Origin of the sequence: Paenibacillus sp. FSL R5-0378, from assembly GCF_038009285.1 — a bacterium.
In the GTDB taxonomy this organism is placed as follows: Bacteria; Bacillota; Bacilli; order Paenibacillales; family Paenibacillaceae; genus Paenibacillus_AQ; species Paenibacillus_AQ favisporus.
The window spans coordinates 1,116,511-1,141,879 of sequence record NZ_JBBPAY010000001.1 but is presented as its reverse complement, the minus strand read 5'-3'; the positions used below and the strand labels follow the sequence as shown (position 1 = coordinate 1,141,879).

The 25,369-nt window shown below is 54.7% G+C and carries 22 protein-coding genes; 8 read left to right on the top strand and 14 right to left on the bottom strand.

Translation table 11 applies throughout. The features are described from left to right. Positions 1–77 precede the first annotated feature (77 nt). Both MKY74_RS05080 and MKY74_RS05075 read left to right on the top strand, forming a co-directional pair. Positions 78–389 (top strand): ArsR/SmtB family transcription factor, encoded by a 312-nt coding sequence (locus tag MKY74_RS05080; RefSeq protein ID WP_076172062.1) that lies wholly within the window; start codon positions 78–80, stop codon positions 387–389. A 125-nt stretch (positions 390–514) separates the two neighbouring features. Next, positions 515–1,639 carry an NADH:flavin oxidoreductase gene (locus MKY74_RS05075; protein WP_076172065.1) on the top strand — a complete coding sequence of 375 codons (1,125 nt, stop codon included), beginning with the start codon at positions 515–517 and terminating at the stop codon, positions 1,637–1,639. Positions 1,640–1,794: 155 nt separating this feature from the next. On the opposite strand, the gene MKY74_RS05070 is transcribed toward MKY74_RS05075, so the two are convergent. The 5 genes from MKY74_RS05070 to thrC all read right to left on the bottom strand — a co-directional run bounded on the left by MKY74_RS05070 (position 1,795) and on the right by thrC (position 10,277). Continuing rightward, positions 1,795–4,917 (bottom strand): MMPL family transporter, encoded by a 3,123-nt coding sequence (locus MKY74_RS05070; RefSeq protein ID WP_076172067.1) that lies wholly within the window; start codon positions 4,915–4,917, stop codon positions 1,795–1,797. 77 nt (positions 4,918–4,994) lie between these two features. Next, complete coding sequence (locus tag MKY74_RS05065) at positions 4,995–5,612, bottom strand: TetR/AcrR family transcriptional regulator (RefSeq protein ID WP_076172070.1); 618 nt, start codon at positions 5,610–5,612, stop codon at positions 4,995–4,997. A gap of 260 nt (positions 5,613–5,872) precedes the next feature. Further along, a complete protein-coding gene (gene bioB / locus MKY74_RS05060; RefSeq protein ID WP_244169301.1) occupies positions 5,873–6,886 on the bottom strand; it encodes a biotin synthase BioB in 1,014 nt (337 codons plus the stop codon). Between the two features lie 431 nt (positions 6,887–7,317). Continuing rightward, positions 7,318–8,829 carry an FAD-dependent oxidoreductase gene (locus MKY74_RS05055; RefSeq protein WP_076172073.1) on the bottom strand — a complete coding sequence of 504 codons (1,512 nt, stop codon included), beginning with the start codon at positions 8,827–8,829 and terminating at the stop codon, positions 7,318–7,320. A 215-nt stretch (positions 8,830–9,044) separates the two neighbouring features. Beyond that, entirely contained in the window at positions 9,045–10,277 is a 1,233-nt protein-coding gene (thrC, locus tag MKY74_RS05050; RefSeq protein WP_076172076.1) for a threonine synthase, read from the bottom strand. A 175-nt stretch (positions 10,278–10,452) separates the two neighbouring features. On the opposite strand from thrC, the gene MKY74_RS05045 reads away from it, so the two are divergent. Then, positions 10,453–11,334, top strand: a complete 882-nt coding sequence (locus tag MKY74_RS05045) for a LysR family transcriptional regulator (protein WP_076172079.1) — start codon at positions 10,453–10,455, stop codon at positions 11,332–11,334. Between the two features lie 228 nt (positions 11,335–11,562). Here MKY74_RS05045 and MKY74_RS05040 read toward each other — a convergent pair whose 3' ends face one another. From MKY74_RS05040 to MKY74_RS05025, 4 genes are all read right to left on the bottom strand, one after another. Next, the gene (locus tag MKY74_RS05040; RefSeq protein ID WP_076172548.1) at positions 11,563–13,536 is read right to left on the bottom strand and encodes an FUSC family protein; all 1,974 of its coding nucleotides are present in this window, start codon (positions 13,534–13,536) and stop codon (positions 11,563–11,565) included. A gap of 95 nt (positions 13,537–13,631) precedes the next feature. Beyond that, positions 13,632–14,129: a MarR family winged helix-turn-helix transcriptional regulator gene (locus MKY74_RS05035; protein ID WP_076172081.1), complete on the bottom strand. Its 498-nt coding sequence runs from the start codon at positions 14,127–14,129 to the stop codon at positions 13,632–13,634. A gap of 210 nt (positions 14,130–14,339) precedes the next feature. Beyond that, positions 14,340–15,239, bottom strand: coding sequence for an ROK family protein (locus MKY74_RS05030; RefSeq protein ID WP_076172084.1), 900 nt, complete (start codon positions 15,237–15,239; stop codon positions 14,340–14,342). Positions 15,240–15,361: 122 nt separating this feature from the next. Beyond that, positions 15,362–15,532: a hypothetical protein gene (locus MKY74_RS05025; RefSeq protein ID WP_163882017.1), complete on the bottom strand. Its 171-nt coding sequence runs from the start codon at positions 15,530–15,532 to the stop codon at positions 15,362–15,364. 142 nt (positions 15,533–15,674) lie between these two features. Here MKY74_RS05025 and MKY74_RS05020 point away from each other — a divergent pair, with 142 nt between their 5' ends. Genes MKY74_RS05020 through MKY74_RS05010 form a run of 3 tightly spaced genes read left to right on the top strand, consistent with a single transcriptional unit; the run spans position 15,675 to position 19,377 of the window. Then, a complete protein-coding gene (locus MKY74_RS05020) occupies positions 15,675–17,159 on the top strand; it encodes a spore germination protein (protein ID WP_084203960.1) in 1,485 nt (494 codons plus the stop codon). A gap of 15 nt (positions 17,160–17,174) precedes the next feature. Further along, positions 17,175–18,266, top strand: coding sequence for a GerAB/ArcD/ProY family transporter (locus MKY74_RS05015; RefSeq protein ID WP_076172086.1), 1,092 nt, complete (start codon positions 17,175–17,177; stop codon positions 18,264–18,266). Further along, positions 18,256–19,377 (top strand): Ger(x)C family spore germination protein, encoded by a 1,122-nt coding sequence (locus MKY74_RS05010; RefSeq protein ID WP_076172088.1) that lies wholly within the window; start codon positions 18,256–18,258, stop codon positions 19,375–19,377. The genes MKY74_RS05015 and MKY74_RS05010 overlap by 11 nt, the downstream gene beginning before the upstream one ends. 158 nt (positions 19,378–19,535) lie before the next feature. Here the strand turns inward: MKY74_RS05010 and MKY74_RS05005 are convergent, their stop codons facing one another. After that, entirely contained in the window at positions 19,536–19,853 is a 318-nt protein-coding gene (locus MKY74_RS05005) for a hypothetical protein (protein WP_432206613.1), read from the bottom strand. A 187-nt stretch (positions 19,854–20,040) separates the two neighbouring features. On the opposite strand from MKY74_RS05005, the gene yedE reads away from it, so the two are divergent. Next, the gene (gene yedE / locus MKY74_RS05000) at positions 20,041–21,249 is read left to right on the top strand and encodes a selenium metabolism membrane protein YedE/FdhT (RefSeq protein ID WP_076172093.1); all 1,209 of its coding nucleotides are present in this window, start codon (positions 20,041–20,043) and stop codon (positions 21,247–21,249) included. Beyond that, positions 21,239–21,466, top strand: a complete 228-nt coding sequence (gene yedF / locus MKY74_RS04995) for a sulfurtransferase-like selenium metabolism protein YedF (RefSeq protein WP_076172096.1) — start codon at positions 21,239–21,241, stop codon at positions 21,464–21,466. Before yedE ends, yedF begins: the two co-directional genes overlap by 11 nt. 209 nt (positions 21,467–21,675) lie before the next feature. Here yedF and MKY74_RS04990 read toward each other — a convergent pair whose 3' ends face one another. From MKY74_RS04990 to MKY74_RS04975, 4 genes are all read right to left on the bottom strand, one after another. Next, positions 21,676–22,695 (bottom strand): NADP-dependent oxidoreductase, encoded by a 1,020-nt coding sequence (locus tag MKY74_RS04990; RefSeq protein ID WP_244169302.1) that lies wholly within the window; start codon positions 22,693–22,695, stop codon positions 21,676–21,678. A gap of 133 nt (positions 22,696–22,828) precedes the next feature. Then, complete coding sequence (locus MKY74_RS04985; RefSeq protein ID WP_076172099.1) at positions 22,829–23,122, bottom strand: ArsR/SmtB family transcription factor; 294 nt, start codon at positions 23,120–23,122, stop codon at positions 22,829–22,831. A 57-nt stretch (positions 23,123–23,179) separates the two neighbouring features. Continuing rightward, positions 23,180–24,106, bottom strand: a complete 927-nt coding sequence (locus MKY74_RS04980) for a M15 family metallopeptidase (protein WP_076172101.1) — start codon at positions 24,104–24,106, stop codon at positions 23,180–23,182. A gap of 74 nt (positions 24,107–24,180) precedes the next feature. After that, the gene (locus MKY74_RS04975) at positions 24,181–25,254 is read right to left on the bottom strand and encodes an acyltransferase (protein ID WP_076172104.1); all 1,074 of its coding nucleotides are present in this window, start codon (positions 25,252–25,254) and stop codon (positions 24,181–24,183) included. Positions 25,255–25,369 lie beyond the last annotated feature (115 nt).

Sequence of the window (25,369 nt, the reverse complement as noted above, 5' to 3'; positions counted from 1 at the left end):
CAGGGGCGTTTTCCGGATTTCAAACTTTTTTGCCAAACTATATTTACATTTCTATAAAAATAGATATAATAAGATCCATGGATACCTTATTAACCATTAAAGCACTATCAAACGAGACCCGGTTTAAAATTCTCGAATGGCTGAAGCATCCGGAGGAGCACTTTGATCCTCAGGAGCATATGCCGGCATCCTGTAATTTCAAAGGCGGCATTTGCGTCGGAAGCATTTCGCAGAAGACAGGGCTTGCACAGTCGGTTGTTTCAGGCTACCTGGTGAAATTGCAAAAGGCTGGTTTGCTGGAATCCCGCCGGGCCGGCCAGTGGACCTACTATAGACGGAATGAGGAGGGTATCAATCGTTTTATCGAACAACTCAAGAATGAGCTTTAGGCTAAAATGACATATGGTACACATCTGGACTTTTTGGCTTAAACGCTCTTTCTTTTCATCATATATATCTATTTTTATGTAAATGTATAAAGATATAAATCTCACATATTGGAGGAAACCGATACATGAACAGCAATACACAGCATACCCGTTCCACCGCAGCTCTATTCGAACCGTTTACCATTGGCAACTTGACGCTGCCCACCCGCATCGTCATGGCGCCCATGACCCGCGGATTCTCCCCGAACGGAGTACCGGGCCCGGACGTAGCAGCCTATTACCGCCGCCGTGCCGAGAACAACGTCGGCCTCATCATTACCGAAGGTACGGTAATCAATCACCCGGCGTCTACTGACAGCCCGAACATTCCGAGATTTTTCGGTGAAGATGCCCTGAACGGATGGGCCGAAGTGGTTAAGCAAGTTCATGAAGCCGGAGGCAAGATCATGCCGCAAATCTGGCATATCGGCATGACCCGTCCGGTCGGCGCCGAGCCGAATCCGGAAGCGATGCCGATTGGTCCTTCGGGCCTTGATCTGAACGGCAATAAGGTTTCCGAACCAATGACCGAAGAAGAAATCGCCTACGTGATCCAGGCTTATGCCGATGCGGCTGCCAATGCCAAACGAATCGGGTTTGACGGAGTGGAAATCCATGGCGCCCACGGTTATTTGATCGACCAGTTCCTGTGGGAACAAACGAACCGCCGCACGGACCGCTACGGCGGCGATATGATGAAGCGCGCACGCTTTGCGATTGAAGTCGTGGAAGCCGTCCGCCGTGCCGTAGGACCGGATTTCCCTGTCGTGCTGCGCCTCTCCCAATGGAAGACAAACCAATACGACGCAAGGCTCGCCCCAACTCCGGAAGACCTTGGGAAGCTGCTAGGCGCCTTGTCAGTCGCGGGCGTCGACGTGTTCCACTGCTCGACCCGCCGTTTCTGGGAGCCGGAGTATGAAGGATCCGACCTGAACTTCGCCGGCTGGGCCAAGAAGCTGACGGGCAAACCGGCCATTACTGTCGGTTCCGTCGGACTCGACGAAGCATTCACGAGCCTGTTTGCCGAAGGCAAAGGTGCAGGCAGCAAGGATATCGACGATCTCCTGGAGCGCCTGGAGAACGGTGAATTCGACCTGGTTGCCGTAGGCCGTGCATTGCTTGGAGACCCGGCTTGGGCCACCAAAGTGCGTGAAGGCCGCTTCGATGAGCTTGCTCCGTTCACGCCTGATGCGCTGAAAACACTGGCTTAATGCGGTCCCGCCCCACCCCCGGGACAACGCGCCGCGTGAAGCCTTGATATAAATAAAGACCGGAAGAGGGCTGCAGCCTCTTCCGGTCTTTTTGCTGTGTACAGAATATTGTTCTTGTTTGACCTGTGCACCATGCGTTCATACGTTTACGAGTATTAGGAATCCAGCGTGGAGTCCTTTCCGCTGACATGGGCCATCTGCTGCTTGCGGGACCGCCCGCGCGACAAGGTTTCCGGCAGCACGATCAAGGCCGGTACCAGCATCGGCAGCAGGATGAAGCAGAGCACGACGAGACCGACGATCACGGCCGCAGCCAGCTCGATCAAGAGCACGAGCCCCGAAGGCATCAGCGTTGCGAACGTTCCGCCCAGAATAACCATGGCGGAAATAATGACACCGCCGACGCTGCGGGCTGCCTTGACAATCCCTTCTCCCGGAGACAGCTCCCCGTTTTCCTTGTAGCGCTCCATCAGGAAGATGCTGTAATCCACGCCCACCGCGACGATGACGATGAAGGAGAAGAACGGCACGAAGGAAGATACCCCTTCCGCTCCGATGATATAGGTCGTTACGAACTTCGAGGCACTCATCGCCACGTAGTAGGAAGCGACAAGTGACAATACGATAAAGACCGATGGCCAGAAGGAACGGATCACGAACAGCAGAACGACGAACACGCTGACGATGACGATAATCGCCGTGCTGTTGAAGGATTTGATCTGGGCCTCATTCGTATCATACGTCGTTGAGCTAGGTCCCGCAGCTCCGAACTTGGCATCGCCAAGCACGGTTCCCTTCAGCGTGCCGGAAACCTCGCTGTTGATTTTCTCGATCGTGTCCATGGCCGCCGGGGAATACGGATCGTCGTTGAGGATGACGATCAGCTTCGTAATCTTGCGGTCCTTGGACATAAAGGCATCCACTGCCTGCTGGAAATCTTCATTTTCCAGCGCTTCGCGTGGAATAAAGAAGGTTTTCGAGCTGTTCAGCTGGGTCAGGAAGTCATTGGTCTTGCCGAGACCTTCAGAGATGTCGCCCAGTCCGTTGCCGCTCTGGTCGATGCCTTCCTTCAGCTGGGACATGCCGCCCGAGAGGCTGGATAGTCCGCTCAGCAGCTGTTGCTGCCCGCTTTGGACGCTGCCCAGCGCAGCATTCAGCTTCTTCATGTTTGCGGCGATTTCCTGACTGCCGCTGCTGCCTTGGCGCAATCCCTTGGCCAACTGGTCAGCCCCTTGCTCCAGTGCTGCCATGCCGGCAGCCATTTGCTTCTGCGCCGCGGCAATTTGGCCTAAGCCGCCGGAAGCCTGAGCGAAGGATGCGTTCAGCTTGGCATAATTCGCATTCAGTTCCTTGAGACCGCCGTCAAGCTGCGCCAAACCGGTAACGAGTCCTTCGCCGGTCTGCTTCAGCTGGATATAGTTTGGATCCTCGGCCAGCTCACTGTGGCTCTCACCCAGATTGCCGATCAGCGTATTCATGCCGGCAAGCCCCTGCTGAATTTGCGGAATCTGTCCGGATACCTGCTCATAACCGCCTGCGAGCGACGCATATCCTTTGGACAGCTCGGTGAGGCCTTGGTTGATTTTGGACGTATTGGTGCTGACGGTGTTCATACCGGCTTCGAGCTTCGCGATGCCCTTGCTGAGCTCCGATGCGCCGCTTGCTCCCTGCTGGATGCCGCCGGACACCTGCGAGATCGCGTCCGTAATTTGATCGTAGCCCTGCTTGACCTGTCCCGTACCCGACACCAGCTGATTGGCGCTGGAGAAGTCAGGCGTCGTCAGCTTATCTCCGATCTGGTCCAGGCCGTCCTTGATCTGGTCCACACCTTTTTTGGACGCCGAAATACCGTCCGTCACCGTTTCCGTCTGGCTGCTGATATAGAAGTCCTCCACAGGCTCCGACTGCGGCTGGGTCACGCTTGATACCGACTTGACCCCGTCGATGCCTTTTAACTTCTCGGTCAGCTTGTCGATAACCCCAAGCGTGTCGTTATTGTCCATCGTCTTGTCGTCTTCGATGACGACAGTCGTCGGCAGCGCCTGGCCGCGGCTGAAATGATCAGCGACGATGCTGAAGCCCTTGGTCGACGGATAGCCGTCCCCCAGCTCCTTCAGCTGGTCGAACGACAGCTTCTGGCCGCTGGTCAGCAGCACCGGAATCATCAGAATGACGATGATGACCGTCACGATGACCGGATGCTTAACGGAAACTGCCGTCAGCTTCGCCCAGAAGGTGCTTTCCTTGTGGCCCGCCACCTTTTTCGACGGCCAGAACAGCTTCGGTCCGAGCGTCTTCATCAGGAACGGTGTCAGCGTCAGAATTTCAAGCACCAAGATCACCGTGCCGATCGCAACCACGTTGGCCGATTTATAGATGCCGAAGTCCGAGAAGCTGAGTCCTGCAAAGGCAATAAAGACGGTAAGAATGCTGTATACGATCGTTTTACCCGCCGTTCTGTAGGAAGCGACGATGGCTTCATCGACGGATTTGCCATGCGACAACTCCTCTTTAAAACGGTTGAACAGCAGAATGTTATAGTCCGTCCCGATGCCGAACAGGATGAGTACCAGCAGCATCTGGGTCACACTGGTGACCGGGAAGTTCATTTTATCGATGATCTGCGCCGCAATCCCCATCGAACAGAGGTAGGATATGCCTACGGCAAGGAGTGACACGAACGGGATCACGACGGAACGGAACATGACGATGAGCACGACGAGAATAAAAATAACGGTCAGCGCCGCGCTTTTCTCCACCCCTGCCGTGGACGCCTTGATGTAGTCGTTCTGGATAAAATCCTCGCCGCTCAGGTAGTATGTCGCTTTGACATCCTTCAGCGCCTGATTGAACTGATCCGTGATTTCTTCCATATCCCGCCCGTTCTTGTCCAGGCTGAAGCTGACCATCACGGTCGTGCCGTCCTCCGAAATCAGCTGAGATTTGGCTTCAGGCATCGAGAACGGGTCCAGGACTTCGGTGATGCCAAGCTCGGACTGCTTCGCCTTCATGTTCATCACGCCGCTCTCGATGCTCTTCATATCCTCATCGGTCAGCTTGTTTTCTTCGTGGAACACCACGATGTCGCTGGTCCCGCTCTGGCCGGTCATTTTATTGAGCAGCGCCCCCGCAACCTTGGAAGGGCTGTCTTCGGCGAGGGGATCCTGGCCTCTTTGCTGGAGAATGGCATTCACGTCGGGCTGGAACACGGTCAGCAGGACCGTCGCCACCAGCCATAACACCAGAATCGCCCAGCGCCACTTGATGATTTGCCGCATGTTGTTGATATTCCTCCTTCAACTTCCTTAGTAAACAAGCGTTCATTTTTGAGCGAAAAAAAGGGAATCCCTTGGATTCATCCCTTTTTCTTATTCCAATGATCGGTGCCAAAGTAGTACAGATACACCAGCTGGTTCACCAGCCGTTTGACCGTTTCCCCGTCTTCATGATCACGCAGAATCAGACATACGCCTTCCACCACGGTTCCGCCCAGCATCTGGGCCGTCTGTTTCTCTTCCAGCGTCAGCTCGCCGGTCTCATCCTTACCGAAGCGGATCATGCTCTCCAGAATCGATACGACCAAAGCGCATATACTTGCCTTCACGCCGGCGTATTTGGAACCGGTGCTGCGGTTGAGTAAAATCATCAGCTCGGCGCTGGATTCCTCGAACAGATCAAGAATAATGCTCTCGACCATCTGCAGGCAGTCGCTCGCCTCCGTCCCTTTGGCGAAGTTCCGGTCCACTTCCTCCTTAATGACCAGGATGTTGGCGATGCATCGCTCATAGACCGGCCCGACCAGCGCTTCGAACAGCTCCTCTTTATTTTTAAAATAACGGTAGATATTCCCGGTGGTCATGCCGGCGGAGGCGGAAATGCGGCGCATGGAGGCATCGGCGTAGTCGTGCTGCTTGAATTCGGCCAGTGCGGCGTTCAAAATACTTTGGCGGACGTCATCTTTGAGAATTTGCATAAATAAACACCCGTTTACTGATAGATTAATGAGTTTATTATAGCGGCTGCATCGCCTGCTGGCAAATGTCGTTTTTCCGGCTTTTCATCCTATGCGGGAAATTGTCGAAACATACGTTCATTTTAGACGGTTGCGGTCGGTCGACGTAAGTATCAAAATGCCCTCAGTAGGGCGGCATTTCTGCCTCAGCGAAATACCACCTCGAATAGATAAATATCAGCACCTGCCCGTAGCCCTCCCCTGCGGCTCCGCATCCTCAGCTAGACCGCCCGCTCTTCGATCTCAAAGCCGAGATCCTCGATCATCGCATGGTCCGCAAGCACGTCCTGCCCTTCAGTCGTCAAGTAGTCGCCCACGAACACCGAGTTGGCTGCGTAGAGTGCGAGCGGCTGCAGGGAACGGAGGTTCAGCTCGCGGCCGCCGGCCACGCGAATTTCCTTGGAAGGGCACACGAGGCGGAACAAAGCCAGCACCTTCAGCGCCTTCAGCGCGGGCGTACGTCCGGCCTGCTCCAAAGGCGTCCCCGGAATCGCGTTCAAAAAGTTAACCGGGATCGAATCGGCGTCCAGTTCCCGCAAGGCGTAGGCCATGCCGACGATATCCTCGTCACTTTCGCCCATGCCGATAATGACCCCGGAGCAGGGGGACATGCCGGAGGCTTTGGCCTTCTGCACTGTGTCCACCCGGTCGTCATAGGTGTGCGTTGTGGTAATGCGGCTATAATTTGCTTGGCTTGTGTTGAGATTGTGGTTATACCGATGCACCCCTGCCTCAGCCAGTTTCTCGGCCTGCCCATCCTTTAGCAGCCCAAGGCAGGCACAAATTTTAAGCGGCATCGTCTCCCGGATTTCCTGAACCGCCTCCACTACTTGATCCAGTTCCCTCGGCGTCGGGCCCCGGCCGGAGGCCACGATGCAGTATGTACCCGCTTTACGCGCAAGAGCCTCCCGGGCTCCGGCAAGCACCGTCTCTTTATCCAACAGGCTGTACTTCTCGATCGGCGCCGTAGATACGATGGATTGGGAGCAGTAGCCGCAGTCCTCGGGACACAGCCCGCTCTTGGCGTTTAAGATCATGTTGAGCTTCACCTTCAGGCCGTAGTAATGCTTTCTTACCGTAAAAGCAGCCTGCATCAGTCCCAGAATCTCATCGTTCGGTGCGCTTAAAACTGCCAGTCCTTCTTCCATGGTAAGCCGCTGCCCATTCAGCGCCTTGTCGGCCAATGCCTGCCAGTCCTGCCGTACCGGGCTTCCCAGAACCATGTCCTTCTGCATAGGTTATCATCCCTTCGAACTGTTATATTTTCGGTATTCGTTAAGTCGTTACATTGGTCTATTTGCTACTCGTTAATTGTCAACCAAATTATCGTTATTTTGGTTGACAATTAATTTACCGCTATTCTAGCAGATCCATCATCCGCTGTAAATGCGCGAAAAAGGCAATCCGCCGCCTCTGGTTTTGCATCTCCCCTGCAGGCGACTCTACCGCACCTACCAAAGGCAGCCGATAAAAGCTGTTGTTCTTCAAGCGCACCGGTTCCTGAAGGGATGCCCTTCACGAATGACGCAAAAAGGCAGAGAGCTTTAGCTCCCTGCCTTTTCTGACACACTGATGATCCAGATCCATATTACCGCAGCTGGTAACGGTTGAATGGTACTAGAACGCCCGGAACGTGGGACAGCGCATAAATCTCTTAACGCGTTCCTTATCCGGCTACTTTAATATGGTATTCCTTTTTCAAGTACTGATGAATCCGTTTGAAGTCTTCCTGGTTCAGGTCGTGCAGGCGCTTGCCCTGCTTCAGCTCCCTGCCCAAAATAATGCCGATGGTCTGCGCCGCCAGGGCGGTGTTCGGCATGATACGCGCACTGCCGTAGGCTTCGATGGACGCCCCGATATTTTTGCCGGTCACCAGGACGTTGTCATAGCCCTTCAGCTCAAAAGAGCGCAGCGGAATGCCATAGCGGTCCGGCTGACCGAGATGGATGCCCTTCGGCACCGTCCGGGTTCCCTGCAGATCCAAAGCATAGCCGCCAATGCTGACGTTATCCCAGAACATCCGGCTGTTCATGACGTCCGAGAAGGTCAAAATATAATCCGTTTCGAACCGGTTATAGTCGCGGATATACAAATAATCCGGAAAGCCGTTCAGCTCGGCCCTGTCGAATCCCGGGATGTTCTTCCTCAAAAATTGCAGGATGTACGGAGCCTCTGCCTTTGCTTTATCCAGGGCGGACTGCACCGACTTCGGATCGGATGGATTGACGTCGAAGATCAGAAGGGAGTTCATAATGGCTTCGCCGCCCTTCTGGTAAGAGGTGTTCATTCCTCTCAGCAGCAGCTGCGGATCGCGCGGCTTGTATTTGAGCGTTATGTTGCTGAACCCGGTGGCAAAATCCCAATCGACATACGTATTTCCGCCGTACTTATCCCGGACGTTGGTCAACGGGTAGTCGTCCAGCACGGCCTGGTGGAGCTTGCTCCAGTTCACATGCTTGAACTTCAGCATCATCGTGGCCGCCATGTAGTCGGGATGGCCGACCTTTGAAATGCGCTCCATCCCGGGAATCCGCTTCGCATTCAGCTTGCCGGTCAGGGCATTAAAGTCCGTATTTTCCACCCAATAGCCCGCCTCTACCGTAACGACGCTGCCTTGAGGATCCCGGTACGTCAAGGATTTCAGCAGCTTTTTGCTGCCGCCGGAAGCCGCAGCCGTGACGGACTTGACCGTGATTCCGCTTTGGACCGGAATTCCCTTGATCAGCCGGTTATAGTACCGGTTAAAATCGGCTGCCTTCCGGATCTTCCCGCTGTTGTAGCCGTCAAACAAGGCTTTGATCTCGCCCTGGACCAGGCTCCGCTTCTTGGCGTCATGCGGCTCGTCCAGAAAGATCATCTGCCCCTGAATCAGCTCGCCGCCCGGCTTGCTCCGCGGATCGAGAATCAGAACGCTGAGCCCCTGCTTTTGCGCTTCCCGGGCCAGCAGCACCCCCTGTATTTCACTGCCGATGACGACGACGTCGTAATACTTGCTCTGTGTGTGCATGCCCTGCGCTTGCTTGCCCTGCGTTCCCGCTGTGCCCCCCGTCCTAACGGGAGCATCCACCTGAGCCGTCGCGGCCTCATGGAACAGGGAAGCCGGCGTCAATGAGATAACCAGCCCTATAAGCAGGAGTGGAACAAGGACGAAATATACGAATTTCCTTTTATTGATCATGAAAAAGCATGCGCCCCTTATCCCTTTGTAATCGTGTCTGGAAAACGTCTAATCATGCGGGTGCCACAGCGTCTTGGTTATCATTAATCCGTGACGGATATTAGAAGGCAACGTCAGAGCAGGCGAACCTTTCCATAAAAGATGCCCCAAAAACGCTCCCCGTATGTTTGCGGTCATAGTCACCCTCCGCCGGCATTAGGAGGCGCGGCTTAAGTTTACCGGAGCAGCGCCTCCCAGTCCGAACCCGACAAGTCAACCGGAATGTCCTGAAAGCTTCCCCTCAGCACATCGGTATCCTTCAGAAGGTTTCCCGTCAAAATGCAGACCGCCGTCTCATCCTTGGTAATCGTCTTCTCGGCGACCAGCTTCTGCAATCCGGCGAGTGTCGCCGCCGATGCCGGCTCGCATCCGATCCCGCTCCGGTCGATCTGCGCCTTGGCGGCGAGAATTTCCGCATCAGTGACGGAGCAGGTTACGCCGCTGCTCATCTCCATCACGCTGCGCGCTTTTTTCCAGCTCGGCGGGTTGCCGATGTTCAGTGCCGAGGCCAGCGTATCCGGCCGGGGTGCCGGCGTCAGCACCGGGCTTCCCGAAGCCATCATGCGGTGGAAGGGACTCGCCCCTTCCGCCTGGATCAGCGCGATCCGCGGCACCGACGGGATGAACCCGAGGCTTTTCAAATCGGCCAGCCCTTTGCCAAGTGCAGATACGTTGCTGAGCGCGCCGCCGGGAATGATGATCCAGTCCGGCAGACTCCAGCCGAGCGTCTGGGCGATTTCATAAATGATGCTCTTCTGACCCTCGATCCGCAGCGGGTTCACCGAGTTGCAGACGTACAACCCCAACTCCTCGCCCCGCTTCTCCAAGAAGCGGATTCCGTCATCATACGTGCCGTCAAAGCTGAGGACCCGGGCGCCGTAAGCCTGAGTCTGCAGCACCTTGTTCGCGGATACCTTCCGATTGGGGACGAATACATACGCCTGGCTCCTTCCCATGGCTGCATACATGGCGAGCGAAGAGGAGGTATTGCCCGTCGAGGTGCACGCAAATGCGGAGTACCCGAGAGAACGACCATGCGACACGGCCACGGTCATCCCGTTATCTTTGAATGAGCCGCTCGGATTCTCGCTCTGCGCTTTGAAGTACAGCCCGCGGATTCCCAGCGTTTCGCGAATCGGCTCCGGAGCGTACATTCCGGTATTGCCTTCATATTTAGTAACAATATATTCGTCCGGAAGTTCCGGAAAAATTAATTCTTTATACCGCCATACGCCGCTGGCATAGACCCCCATCCGTTCGGACAGGCGCTCCTGAAACCGCCGCTTCAGAAGCTCGGCATCGACCATCGCCAGCTCCTGCTCCACTTCCAGCAGCCCGCCGCACCCGCATCGAACCTGAAACGGCTCCAGGGAACAACGGCTGCCGCAATCCACGCATTTCAGCCTCATTGACAAATTCCTCCTATTTTGACGTTGTGCTTCCTCAAATGGTTGCACCCGCCTGTAATTTAAGCTTAGAATATGCTCTGTTACGGTATAAATCTAATATATTGTTTTTCATAAAACATAAATTTCAATTATGAATTGACCTGAATCTCTAATCCCTATGTAAAGGAGAACTCCCATGAACCTGCACGCGCTTCGCCTCTTTTACCAAGCCGCTTCCCTCGGAAGCGTAACTCTCGCAGCCGAGGCTCTGCATCTCAGCCAGCCCGCCGTGACGGCCCAAATCAAAAAGCTGGAGCGCGAAATCGGCCTCCGCCTGCTGATCCCTCAGGGGCGGGGCGTCATGTTGACGGAGGCCGGCAGGCATTTGGCCTCCGAAGCCCGGCGGCTGTTCGAGCTGGAAGGCCATATCGAGGAGACCCTGGAGCAGCTGAAAGCGGGCAGCGCCGGCAAGCTTCACCTGGCGGCCACCTATCTTCCGGCCAACTTCCTGCTCCCCAAGTGGATTGCCCGCTACAAACGCGCTTATCCCGGCGTCGGCGTCGAGCTCAGCACCGCCAATTCCAGCCAGGCCGCCGATCTGCTGCTGCATTACCGCGCGGAGATCGCCTTTATCGGCGGCATCCGGCTGGACCATCCGCTTCTGCTGCGCACCCCTTGGTATGAGGACGAAATGTGCTTTATCGTTCATAAGGGGCATCCTCTGGCCGGCGCCCGGGTCACCCTGGAAGAGGTGCTGCAGGAGCCGTTCATCTACCGCGAGGAGGGCAGTTTTGGCAGAGAGCAGCTGATCGCTCTATGCTCCGCCCGCCATCTGCCCGCCCCGCCGGTCGGGCTGCAGATGAACGGTCTGAACGAAACGCTGCGGGTCGTGATGGAGGGTTACGGCGCGGCCTTTCTGTCGCTGCTGGAGACCCGCGAACATATCGCGGCAGGCGTCATTTCCCGGGTGGAAATCGACGGCGTGCATATGACGAATCCGGTCTCCATCTACACCCGGAAGGAGGAGGCCTCTCCCCCTGCACAGCGGTTCATCGATATGATTTTGGCCAAGTCATAACTTGTCGAAAAGCGTAGTCTTTTTCAGTACAACTATAGGAGGACTTGTCGAAGAACGGCTGGTGGTGGCGGTAAGGGCTGGAGGTTAAAGCTAAAGGTAAAGGTAGAAGAGATGAGATGAGATGAGATGAGATGAGATGAGATGAGATAAGATAAGGTGAGATGAAATAAGAAAAGAAAAGGCAAACCGCGGGACATAGTGTCCATACGGCTTACCGAAGAGGGTAGATTATGATGATTTGATGGCAGGGGACTGCGTCGTGCGGTCCCGGATCTGCAGCGCTTCATGAAGCCCGGCCAGTTCATGCTGCAGCACAGGGATGGAGCTGAGCGCCGGGATGTTCGCCGGCTCAGGCGTGAGCTGCTGCTCGGCGGCCTGGGCCATCTGTTCAAAGAACAGGCTGCAGTCCGATGACGCTTCATCCGGTGCGGCATGACTCTGGGCGTTACCGGCTGCCGTGATCAGCGCGTAACCGATGTGCTGCACCGCATCCAGCGCAGGCCACCAGGAGCTGGCCTGATTCCGCCGGCCCACCGACTCGGCCAGTGCACCGTCATACAGCAGGCGCAGCCGGTTAAGCGCAGTCTCCAGCTCGTTCGTCCATGCCGTAACCCTGCTAGAGGGGGAGGAGGACAGGATGCTCTCCAGCAATTTGCCTTCCATCCGGATGACGCCTGCAAGCGCCCGCGGCAGCTTGCTGGAAGAAGCGCGTCTCCAGAGGAGGAGCATGCCGATGATGCCGATGGCGCTCCCGATCAGAATATCGGTCAACCGGGCCGAGATGAAGAAGCTTACCGCCATATCCGGATGGCTGCTCTCCGCGATCAGCAGCGAGCTCGGCGTGATGAAGATGACGGCCAGGGCGTAATTGCGCAAGTAAATCAGCTCGATAATAAATTGAAGAACAGCCATGATCAGCGCGATATAAATGCCCTCGGGCCGCAGCGACAGGATGAAGGCGCCGAGGAACAGCCCGACGACGGTGCCCGCCGTCCGCTGGATGGCCCGGTGAGCCGTGCCGAGCACCGTTGTACCGAGCATCACCGCCGTACAAGAAAGCGGCACCCAGTAGGACCGGTTCAAATCCAGCGAGTAGGCGACCGCAGCAGCGACGGCAATCATGATGCCGTACCGAAGCGAGGTATGGAGCAGCGCCGAGTGCGGATTCAGAGCGCCGGACAAGAGACGGCGCAGGGAAAAAGAGGGAGGAAGGGTCCCTTCCTCCGCCGTCCCGCGGCCTGCATCTTCCCCCAGGCAGATGGCGGCCGCCTCGTTCAGCAGCCCGGACAAGCGCCGGACATGCCCGTTCGGGATGTCCGCAGCCGCCTTGGGCTGCAGCATCTCCTGCTGCGGATGCTGCAAGCGATCCGCAATCGAGAGAAGGGACGCCGCCGTCCCTTCCGGCACCTTCGCCGCCTGGCGGTCCAGCGAGATTTCGACGGCCGCCATAAACATCTCATTGGCCTTCCGGGTCAATGCCATCAGGCGCAGCGTCGGCCCGTAATTCCGGCGCCAGCGCAGCTCCCCGCCGGACACAGCCGCGTCGGCTGCTCGAAGCTGAACGGCCGCCTGGTATCTTTTCTCCGGGTACAAATCGGTTCCGATCGCATCCACAAAGGCGGCCAGGCTCCGGTAAGCCCCGGCGACCGCTTTGGTCTCCGGCCCATGAGGGCGAAGCAGCCAACCGCTCATTCCCACCATCCAGGCAAAGGCTCCGCCGGTCAGCACGAGCAGGGTTCGCAGTGGCAGGGCGTGAAGATCGTACGGCAGACTCGTTCCGACCGAGAAGGTCAGAATGAAGAACATGGCCGACGGTCCGGCCATTTGAAATGCGCCAAAGCCGAATACGGCAAGGGCACCGATCAAGCCAAACAGCAGCACCATCAGCCACGGGGTTGCCGCTGAGAGCGACCCAAGACCAAAGGTAAGCGACAGGCCCAGGGCCACACAGGCAAGCTTGATCGCCCGCTGCCGGTACGTTTCGCTGCCCACGTACAGGAAAGCAAAGCCCCCGATCGAGGCGCACAGCCCGTAATCGAGATGCCCGGTCAGCGCGCCGATCAGCGTAGGAACCCCTGCTGCAACGGCCGAGCCGATCCCCCGGAACCACTGCAGCGGCATCCGCCGGATGCGGAACGCGTCCCGGACGGTTCCGGGAGCCGGGCCCTTGTGAACCGCCCGTACCCCCGGATAAGTATGCATCGTATTCAATTCGCATCATCTCTTTCTCTTAGATTCCATATTTATTCGCACCCATTCCATGCGGTACGTTCTACCTTTTCATCTATCCCTTTTCATCACTGCTCAGCCTCATATTCATCAACGAACGGACCGCTCGCTCCGATATTCCGGTTGATCCGCTTCAGAATCCCGCTGAACAGGGCCAGCTCCGCCTCCGGAATACCGGCGAGCACCTCTTCCCGGTACAGCCGGTTGATCCGCCCGACCAGCTCCCGATGCAGCTGCCGGCCCTCTTCCGTGATATAGATCAAGAACGACCGCCGGTCCTCTTCATTTCGGCTGCGGCGCACGAGATGCTTACGTTCCAGGATGTCGAGAATTTTCGTCAGGTTTGCCTGGTCTTTATCGGCAATCCATGCGAGATCCTTCTGCGTAATGCCGTCCTGCTCACTGAGTCGCTTAATGACCGTCCATTGTTCCGGGGTAATATCGTCATCCTTTAAATGTACCGCCATGTACCGGTTCAGCGCGCGGCTGGTTCTGGAAACAAATTGTCCGTACAGATCCTCGTAGTCTCCCTTGTTCACGGCCGGATCGTCCCTTCTCTTGTGCATGTTCTTCTTTTCACTTTACAGCCAAAGATGTTTTTTGTAAATAATATTTGCAAACATATAATTAATATACAAACTATTTATCCAATCGCTTCCCTTCCCCTACATCATGCGCAGTACAGGTGTAAGGGGATACATCCGGTTTTTAAAAAAATGAACGCCATACGCCAAAAAGCAGCCATTCTACCCGAATGACTGCCGTGCTATGTATTTCTATACTCTTTCCAGCTGGTTCAAAATCAGCCTGGCCGCCCCGATCGCTCCCGCCTGATTGCCGAGCTGCGCCGGGCGGACATCGATCCCCGGACTTAAGCTGGAGAGACATTCATCAAGCAGCGGCCACCAGATTTCCCGTGAATCGGTCAAGCCTCCGCCAATAACGATCACACCGGGGTTGAGGCCGATATGGATATTGTGCAGCAGCACACCTAAATTTCCGACGTATTCGTTGACAACCTTCACAACAGCCGGAAGCCCTCGCTTAAAGTCCTCCAGCACCTCAACCCCTGACGGATAGGATACGCCTGCAGCCTCTGCAGCAAGGGAAACCAGCGCCGTCCCAGACAGATATTGCTCCACGCAGCCCCGCTGGCCGCAGTTGCATGGCCGGCCCCCGGGTATGAGAATGGTATGTCCCCATTCTCCGCCGTTCCAGCCAGCCCCCCTGAACAGTTCCGTGCCCACCATATTTGCCCCGCCTACGCCAGTGCCCAGGGTAAGCATGGTAATATCGGGAATCCCCTTGCCCGCTCCCAGCCAAGCCTCTCCGACGAGGGCTGTGTTGGCGTCGTTATCGACAAAGACCGGCCGGCCGTATGCCTGCTCCAAGATCGCCTTCAGCTCCGTTCCCTGCCAGCCCGGCAAATTGTCGGTCGCATACACAATCCTTCCGGCATGGACGTCGACCCGGCCGGCGGTGCCGATACCGATGCCGGTCACATCGCCGTTTCTTTCCAGCAGCTCACGCAGAAGCGAATGCATGTTGGCCATAATCCGATCATTCCCCTGCTTCGCATCGGTCGCGATTTTACCGAGGTCGAGCACCTGTCCGTTCCTATCGAGCACCATGCCCTTGATGGAAGTTCCCCCAATATCCAGGCCAATTGCTTTCATGTATCGCACATCCCTTCGGTTCTGCTCAGATGCCTCCATTATAGCAATTTTCAGATATTTTCTCCATAAATATGTTTATAAAAGGAGAAATAGTTCAGCGCTACAATCGTACCTGCACCCCATCAACAGTACCGCTTGAAATGGATATTCTCGTACTTCATTCTCAGCCGGTCCCGGAGCGCAATCAGCTCGTCTTCAGTCATGGGTTCCAGCTTCTCCCTCGTATAATCCAGCCCATGCTCCTCCGCTATATCCAGTATCCCCCGAATATATAGTTCCCGGTAATCTTTCATCCCCGGCCCGCCTCCTTTGAAGTTTATCCCCTACTTCATACACTACCCCTCTGTTCTGTGATCAAACAGCAACCTCTGGCGCATGCACTTGGTCGCGTATAACTGCATCGCGATTGGATAGAATACCCACGAGGTGTGATTTATGGACATATTTGCAAAAATTAAGCATTTTTTTGTAGCCGGGGAACAAGAGAAAACAACCGTCAAAGAGCCGGAAAAAAATGAGCATCCTTCGCTGGAGCACACGATCCGGCAGTTCGAAAATTCGATGGATTTTATCCACCGGACCTACCCGCATTGTAAAGTGGATGTTATTTATTTGGCTTTTCTCGTCGGCAATGACCAGCTGCTGCAGGAAATCATTCAGCCCTTTACCGATGCGGACGAAGAACAAGTCAAAACCGTCCTTAGCCGTTCCCAATATGTCGTCGTCGTAGACAGCAAAGAGTGCATCAAAGGCATTCTAAACGGCAAGGCAGCTGTTTTCTTCCGAGGCAGCACTTATTTGGTCGATATCGCCAAACCGCCCGGCCGCAGCATTGATCAATCCGAGACCGAAACGGTCATCTCCGGTCCCCATGACGGCTTTGTGGAGAATATTGGACAGAACCTCGGTGTCCTGCGCCAAAGGCTGAAGAGCTCCCATTTAAAGTTCATTAAGCTGGAGGTCGGGGAGGTTGCCAAAAACGTCGTCGTCATCGCTTATATAGAAGGGCTCGCCAATCAGGAAATTGTCGACGAGCTGATCAGGCGGATCCAAAGGATTGAATATAACGCCGTTACCGATTCCAATATGCTGATACAGTTTATCGATGAGAATCCCAACTCCATCTTTCCGCAATTTATGACGACCGAGCGTCCGGATGCCATCGTGTCCAAGCTGGTCGCCGGGCGGGTCGCCGGATTTGTCGATGGCAGTCCGTCGGGCTTTACCTGCCCGACCGCCTTCTTCGATTTCTTCTCATCGCCGGATGACTATTATCAGCGGTGGCTGATCGGCACCGCACTGCGCTTTTTGCGGTTGATCGGCTTCCTGATTACGATTTCCTTTACCGCCTTCTACGTATCTGTAACAACCTACCATTATGAAATGATCCCGCACACGATGCTGCTCAACTTGACGGAGTCCCGGGCCAAGGTCCCGTTTCCCCCGCTGCTCGAAGCGCTGCTTATGGAAACGACGATCGAGCTGCTGCGGGAAGCCGGCGCCCGGCTGCCGACGAAGGTCGGACAGACCATCGGCATCGTCGGCGGTATTGTCATCGGTCAGGCTGCAGTTCAGGCTGGGTTTACGAGCAACATCCTGATCATTGCCGTCGCGACATCAGCGATCGCTTCCTTCGTCATCCCGAGTTACATCATGAGTGCATCGATTCGTCTCATCCGGTTCGGGCTGATCATCATGGCCGGTATTCTGGGGAATCTTGGTCTGCTAATGGCCATCGGCATGGTCGTGATCCATTTGGCGGGGGTCACGAATATGGGGACCTCTTATCTCACGCCCCTGGCCCCAATCAACTTTAAGGACATGCTGGACACTTATATCCGGGGGCCGTTTTGGGCTTTGCGCAGCCGGCCGACGATAGTGAAAACACCCAACAAAAAAATCAATAAAATGCGGAAATAGCGGCGGTGATGGACTGTGAACGAAAAATTAAGCGCTTTTCATATTGCGACCTTGATGATCGAGAACAACATCGTCCTGTTCGCCCTGCCGCGGCTGGTAGCGGAGAACATGGGAACCAACGGCTGGGTGGGATACATCGTTCTTGCCTTGGTATCCACCGGCAATATTTTGCTGTATTGGGTCGTCTATCGCATGGGGAAGGGACGGTCCATGTTCGACATTCTGGAGAAATCCCTGTCCAAATGGATTCTCTACCCGGTATATGCAGGATTGGCCGTCTTTTATATCATGATCGCCTCCTTTGTCGGAAAAAACTTCTTTCTGATCTTCCAGATGATTTCGTTCCAGACATCCAATGTAACGTTTATCTTTTTGCTGTTCTGTATTATGGTGTATTTCCTGCTCATCAAGCCTGTTTACAGCATCAGCAAAGCAGCCACGGTGTTTGCATTTATGACTTGGTGGACCTTATTGCTGACATCCTACCAGGCGCGCGAGTGGAAGCTGGTCCGCCTCACGTCTTATTTTTTTGAGGATCCTGCCGGGGGGCAGGTTCTTCACAATTGGGCCGAGGTGTATACGTCCTTTATTGGCTATGAGCTGTGCATCTTTCTATTCCCTTATGTCAACAAAAAGAGCAAATTGTTCAAGGGGGTTCTGTACGGTCATCTGCTGACTGCACTGGCTCAGGTGATCGTCCTGCTGACGGCGTTTGGCTTCTTCAGCTTCCAGCAGCTTCAGTCCCTGCTGTACCCGATCATCGATATGCTGGATTTTATTGAGATGCCGTTTATTAACCGGGTGGAAAACCTGGTGTTTGTCATTTTCGTATTCGGCAATCTGATTTCGACCACGATGTTTTCGTTCGCGTCCCTGTCCATGATCAAGCGGATCTTTCCCAAGACCCGCCCCAAACGCCTCGAGTTTTTGATCGTGCTCGGGGTATTTATCGTCGGGTTTTATTCCAAGTACTTGTCCCAATCGGAATATCAGCTCCGGCGTGTGCTATTCACGGAGATCGGCGTTGCCTTTATCCTGCCTATGCTGCTGATCCTGGTTCTCCTGTTTCAAAAGCTTCGGGAAAGGATGAACAGCCATGAGCATTAACAAGCGCCTGCTGATGACGCTGACTGCCGTTATGCTGCTCACGGGATGCACCGACCAGCATATTATCGAAAGGGCGGGTTTCGTCCGGACGATTGCTTATGACTTATCCGGGGAAGGAGAAAACACCAAATTAAGGGTAACCGTCAGCATCCCGAAGTCCAACCACGAGGATGCGATTGTCTATTCTACCATGGCGGAATCAGGAAAGAAGGCCAAAATGATCTTTGACCGGCAGAACAACCGCCGCTTGGTCAACGGGCAGCTGCGGCAGGTCGTTTTCGGCGAGAGGCTGGCAAGAAGAGGCGTTTGGAGCAATATGGACACACTGACCCGGGACCCGTCCATCGGCTCGCGCCTGCATATTATCGTGGCGGAATCCGACCCGCATCACATCCTGATCCGGAACGACTATCCCCAAGGCCCGACCGCCGGAGAATATCTCGATACGCTGATCCGTACCGAAGCTAAGTCCGGTGAAATTCCGGATACCACCTTATATACATTCACAAGAGATTACTATGACGACGGCATTGACCCGGTCGCCACGATCTTAAAGGAAGAGAAGGAGTCTCTTTCTGTTGACGGCATCGCCCTGTTCAAAAACGATCAATATGTCGGGAAAATCAACGCGGATGACCGGATGTTCTTCGCCCTGCTCCATCACGGGGTCCGTGCCGGCGATTTAAACGTCGGCATTCAAACGGATCGGAACGCGGATGAGCAGGCGACGCTGGAGTACCTGTCCAGCAAGCGGAGGATCAAGGTGCTCTCGACCCGCGACATCCGCGAGGGCAGGCCGATTCAGGTCGCCCTCCATATCAGGCTGTCGGGCTCGCTGCTGGAGTATATTGGAGCGCTCGACATGAAGAAGCGGACCGATCAGCGAAAGCTGGAAGCGGAGCTGGAAAAAACCATTAACCGGAAGTGCCAGAAGCTGATCGACCACATGCAGGAGGTAAAATCCGACCCGATGGGTATCGGACAGTATGTCCGTAACTCGATTCCCCACAGCGTATGGAAGCAGCTGAAGTGGGAAGAGATATTTTCCAAGGCGGATATCAGCGTGCACGTCGACGTCAAAATCCGGGATTACGGCAAAATGCTGCACTAATGCGGCTGGTTCCGCAGTGCTTTTATCGAATTTGTGAGAACGAATCAAAAAAACCGCCCGAACGAAACTGCACCTCCAGTGTAGAGACAATCTACCACTGAGGATGCAGTTTAAACGCTCGGTGCGGTTTTTTCCGTCTGTCTGCTTGGTCCGGCTGCCTAGTCCTCGTAACTGGCCAATCCCTGGTCCATCAAGAAATCCATTTCCGCCTCCAGAATAGCTTCCACGGTCATCTCGTCCAGCTTGATATCGCGGCGGCTCAGCACGTAATCGACCAAATCGTCCATGTCGATCTCCACCTCACCTTTCACATCGGCCTTGGCGTTGTTAATATAGGCTTCCTCATACTTCAGGACGAGCGTAATGCTGTCCCTGTCGGCTTGGGTTTCCTCGGCAATATATGAAATCAGCTCTTGTTGTTTGAGCGGCTTGTTCATGGGCGAAATCATCTCCAATCTTTGTTTGACTAGAGCCATTGTACCACAACTTCCTCCGATCTCCATGGGCAACGCCCGGCGCGAAAAACCCTCTTCTCATTTCGGCCCGTTGTTGTAGAATAGAATGGCATCCCTATGGAATGCAAGGAAACCATTGGGAGAGCCAAATGATGAATTCAACAGCTCCCTACATCGGGACTGTTCGGAAAGGAAATGTTGGACGAGAATGAAGCAGGTGTACGACAAAGTGTTTAACCGCTACTGGAGCCCTTATTTGGCCATGGCGCTGGCCGGTATTTTAAGCGCCGTATATTTTGGTATCACCGGCACGGTCTGGGCCGTCACCGGGGAGTTTACCCGTCTGGGCGGACATCTTCTGGAATGGAGCGGCGTGGATATTTCGGACTGGGCTTACTTTCAGCTGATCCATATGAACGGAACTACGTTCACCCGGACCGACGGATGGATCGTCTGGGGCATGTTCATCGGCGCGCTGATCATGATTCTGCTCAGCAACAGCTTCAAAATCAGGGTGCCGCGGCAGAAACGCCGGCTGCTTCAGGGGCTGGCCGGAGGTTTTGTCGCCGGCTTCGGGGCACGGCTTGCCCTCGGCTGCAATCTGGCGGCCTTTTTCACGGGCGTGCCGCAGTTTTCCCTTCACTCCTGGATTTTTATTGCCGCTACCGCAATCGGTACATACCTCGGGACCAAGCTGGTGAATACCTCCTGGTGGAAGGGGAAGCCCACCCTTCTGAAGGGTAATGCCGCCGCGCCTTCCGCGGCCCGCAAGAAGATCCAGCCCTACGTCGGTGCCGTTCTGGCGCTCGCGTATGCGGCTCTGATCGTCTATTTCTATGCGGCAGGCAAAACGATGCTGGGCACGGCCGCTTTGTTCGGGGCCGCCTTCGGCATTCTGATTGAACGGGGACAGATTTGCTTTACGTCCGCATTCCGCGATCTCTGGATCAGCGGACGGGCAGCCATGACGAAGGCGATCTTCGTCGGAATGGCCGTCAGCTCCGTCGCCACGCTGATCATTATTCTGGTAAACGGAATGGATCCGATTACGAAGATCGCCGCGCCGAGCACGCTGATCGGCGGCATCCTGTTCGGCATCGGCATCGTCATGGCCGGCGGCTGCGAAACCGGCATGATGTACCGTCTGATGGAAGGCCAGGTGGTATTCCTGCCTGTATTCATCGGCAACATTGCGGGAGCCACCGCTTTGGCATACGCCTGGGACCACCTCGGCATTTTCAATGCCATCGTGAAGCCAGGCAAACCGATCAACCTTATTACGGCAATGGGTCCGGCCGGTGCGATCATTCTGACGCTGGCTTTGCTGGCGGTCGGCTTTGGCATCGCCGTGTACTGGCAAAAAAACTACCGGTTTGGCATCGGCTTTAAGAAAGGGGAAACGAAACATGTCCATTGATTTTACGCTCGATCTCCGCGGAGAATCCTGCCCGTATCCGGTCATTTACACGCTCGAAACGCTGCGTGACTTGAAGAAAGGCCAGCTGCTGCAGGTCATTACCGACTGCCCTTCTTCCTTCCGCAACGTACCGGAGGAAGTCGTGAAGCATGGGTATACGCTGGAACAGGATCCCGTCCGGAACGGGCAGGAGTTTTTGTTCTATATCCGCGCGTAAGCCGCGGCATACGTTGAAGACCAAAAAAAGGATTAGAGCGATAACCGCTCTAATCCTTTTTTACATAACAGACAAGGAACAGCGCCGAGAGAGTCCCCGTCACGCCCGCGATAACCGCAGTAACGCCGGCGGCCTCCGGCCGTTCCCTGACTTGATCATAACGTATGAAATGCATACCAGATCAAGATGTTTTTTCGTCGCGCCCATTTTTAGGCTTGCGGATCACTGACTTTGACTAACATTTTACCGAGATTCGTACCCTGGAACAGCTGCAGGAACGCGTCGACCACATGGTCAAAGCCCTCGACGATCGTTTCTTCGTATTTCAGCTTGCCTTCGGCCAGCCACTGTCCCAGCTGCTGCATGCCCTCAGCTTGGCGGGAGGCATAATCGCTCAGCACAAAACCTTTGATCATTGAGCGGGTCTTGATCAGCTTGGACAGAATTCTCGGACCCACATCCTCCGTGCTGTTGTAGGACGAAATCGCGCCGCACAGCGGAATCCGCGCATAGTCGTTCAGCAGGTTCATGACTGCATCCGATACGCTGCCGCCGACATTGTCAAAATACACGTCGACCCCGTTCGGACATGCCGCTGCCAGCTCTTCTTGGAAATTGTCGGCTTTATAGTTCACCGCTGCATCAAAGCCGAGCTCGCGGGTCAGGTACTCGCATTTCTCATCCGTACCGGCGATGCCGACGACGCGGGTGCCCTGAATCTTGGCGATCTGGCCCACGAACATGCCGACGGAACCGGCGGCTCCCGAGACGACGACGGTTTCCCCTGCCTTCGGCTTGCCGATATCCAGCAGACCGAAATAGGCCGTCAATCCGGTCAGGCCCAGCACACTCAAGTAAGCGGACAACGGCGCGATCGACGGATCGAGCTTGCGGACGCTGCCGGCATCGACCGTGTTATACAGCCTCCAGCCCAGCATGCCGATGACCTTGTCCCCTGGCTGCAGGTCACCGGACTTCGATTCCACCACTTCGCCGACGATCCCGCCGGAAATGACCTCATTCAGCTTGAACGGCTCCACATACGACTTCGCGTCGCTCATTCTCCCCCGCATATAAGGGTCCACCGACAGATACAGTGTGCGGATGACGGCTTGTCCTTCCTGCGGCTCCTGGACGCTCCCTTCGCGGAACTCAAAGTTTTCGGGTCCCGGCATACCTACCGGGCGCGATTGTAACAGAATCGAACGGTTCATCAATGGTTGTACCATACAATATTCACATCTCCATCATTTAGAATTGGATCAAAAGGCGATGACTACACGGCCTCAAAACCATCCAGCATTAATAGGATAGTTTTAAAACTTTCAAATTATAAAGAATAAAGAGGGGTTTCCCGCCCAATCATAGACTGTCCAGGAAACCCGGTAAAAATGCGTTAAACGTATCCTCTCTAAGCTGCCCGTATTTATTCTGGCCCCTCCGGTAAATGTGGATCAAATCGGCCTCATACAAAATCTTGAGATGATAAGACACGTTGGATTTGTCCATCCCAAGCGATTCGCCGACCTCACCGCATGTTTTGTGTTCCGGATGCCGAACCAGATACCGGATCATTTCGATCCGCTTCACTTCCGACAGCGCCTTGAAAATTTTGGCCCGCTTCTCATCGTCTTTTGACGTTAGTTTGATAGTCATGCAACTATCCTACTCCTTTGCCTTCGGCAGAGTCAAGCAGCCAAATTGTGACATCCCCTATTCTGCTGCCTGCTCTTTCTCGGTCGTAACAATGACCCCATCGATATTATCCCCGGAAATTTCATAGTTTGCGGAAGCCGGATTATCAATTTTTTCCATATCGGCCGACGGGTAATAAGCGATCTCGTAGGTCTTGCCCTCTACCGTCTCCGTGATCTTCCCCTGCTGCTTTAGATAGTCCAGGTATTCTTCCAGCGCCATATTCTTCTCATACATCACGGCGCTGTGCGGCAGGCCGACATACCGGAAGTGCCACGGTTCATATTGGATGCCGGTAATGCTGATTTTGTCTTCGGGATACCGCAAAATAAAGCCGTACTTCCAGGCGTTCTCCTTCAGCCATTTGCCTTCCGGCGCCTTATCCATCTCCTTCAGACTGGAACCGATATCCATGGAGAGCCCCAAATTATGCTCGCTGGCACCGGCCGGAAGGGCATACTCGGAGCCTTTTTCCTTATACAGCTCCTCCTGCTTGTCAAAATCTCGGTAGCCGCTGCTGATGAGAAAATGATCCACGCCGTCCTTCCTGGCCGCGTCCACCATCGTCATAAAATGGCGTGCCAAATCCTCGGACAGCATAATATGCGCGTCCAGCAGGCTGTATCCTTCCATCAGGTCTTTATGATCAAACAGATTGACAACATCTTTCTTTACCGCATCCCCTGAAACGGGATGATCCTTGTTGACCAGCAGCAGGTTGCCCAGATGCACCTGATTCGAGCTGACGTCCAAATACAGACTCTCTTCCTTGGAAGGGGATTCATCTTCCGGCTTCGCCGAAGCTCCGCCCTGCTTGGCGGCTTCCTGTTCCGTTTCTGTCTTCACATGCTTTGTGCCCGAGCCGCCGATCTGATGCTGTACGCTTCTAAAGCCCACCAGCACCAGGATGACGATGACTGCGAGCATGAAAAACCACTTTCTCATTTCATCGTGTCCTCCTTCAATGCCTGTGTAATATAATAGAGGATCGCTTGGGAAATGAATAGGGGAAATTATGACTATTTCGCGGATTCGCCAACAATGTAAGGTGCCAGGGGCGTTCGGGAGACCGCCTTGACGATCGTCCAGGACAGCAGGATAGACAGCGCTCCGCCGGCCCATACAAGCAAATGATAAGAGAACGGTCCGGTCTGCTGCATATATTCCCGCCACAGGAGCAGGAAGAATGGATGCAGCAGGTAAATGCCGTAGGAATACGTCCCGAGCGAAAACAGTGTCTTGTACAGCGGGCTTCCTTGACGGAATTTCCGCGCCAGCTGCAGCAGGAATAAGCAGGCCAGTGAGAAATACAAACCTTCGGACAGCTTGTTCATGTACGATAGATACGGCTGCGGAACCCAGTGCGGAGCGGCGGTCTGCAGCCATTTCTGCCCAATATACACGGCTGCAGCCGCTATAAACGCTGCCGACATCCAGCCCGCGCCTGAGCCAAACGCTTGTCGGACGCCCTTCTCCCTCATCTTTTTGGCAGCATAAGCCCCCAGGTATAAATACAGCATATACGATCCGATAAACGTACCGATTTCGTCCATATGCCATACATAATAGTTCAGCAAATAGATGGCCAGCTGGACGGCGATCCCGAAGACGAGCGGATGGCGTTTCAGCACCGGAATTTTCTGCAGCAGCATAAACAGCGGAAACAGCAGGTAGAACTGCGCGATAATGATCATGAAGTACAAATGCTCGTAATTGTTCCCCAGCGGCAGGTTGCTCCAGAATCGATGCCAGCCCTGCTCCAGCGGGAGTCCGTGATCGTACGTATAATAGGCCGCATAAAAAAGGGACCAGAACAGATACGGAACCACGACTTTCTTGATCCGCTTTTTATAAAAAGAAAGCCAGCTCAGCTGCCTCCCGTCGTAATGATAGAACAGCAGGAGCGCGCTCAGGAACAGAAATCCCGGAACGGCGAAATTACAGCCGACGTTTACGATATAGTACAGCGGGTATAACGATGAACCGGTCGGCAGCTTCGTGACCGAAAACGAAGTTGTATGAATGGCAACCACCGCGATGATCAGTATACCTCTCAGCAGCTCCAGATAGGTTATCCTCTCTCTTTTTCCCATAATGTCCACCCCAGATGTCAGGATTCAGCCTTATAGAGGTCATTACCCATATGGTGGGGGCGGTTACCAAGGTATTTTCTAGGGGGCGAAAAGCAAAAGGCCCGCGGGATGATTC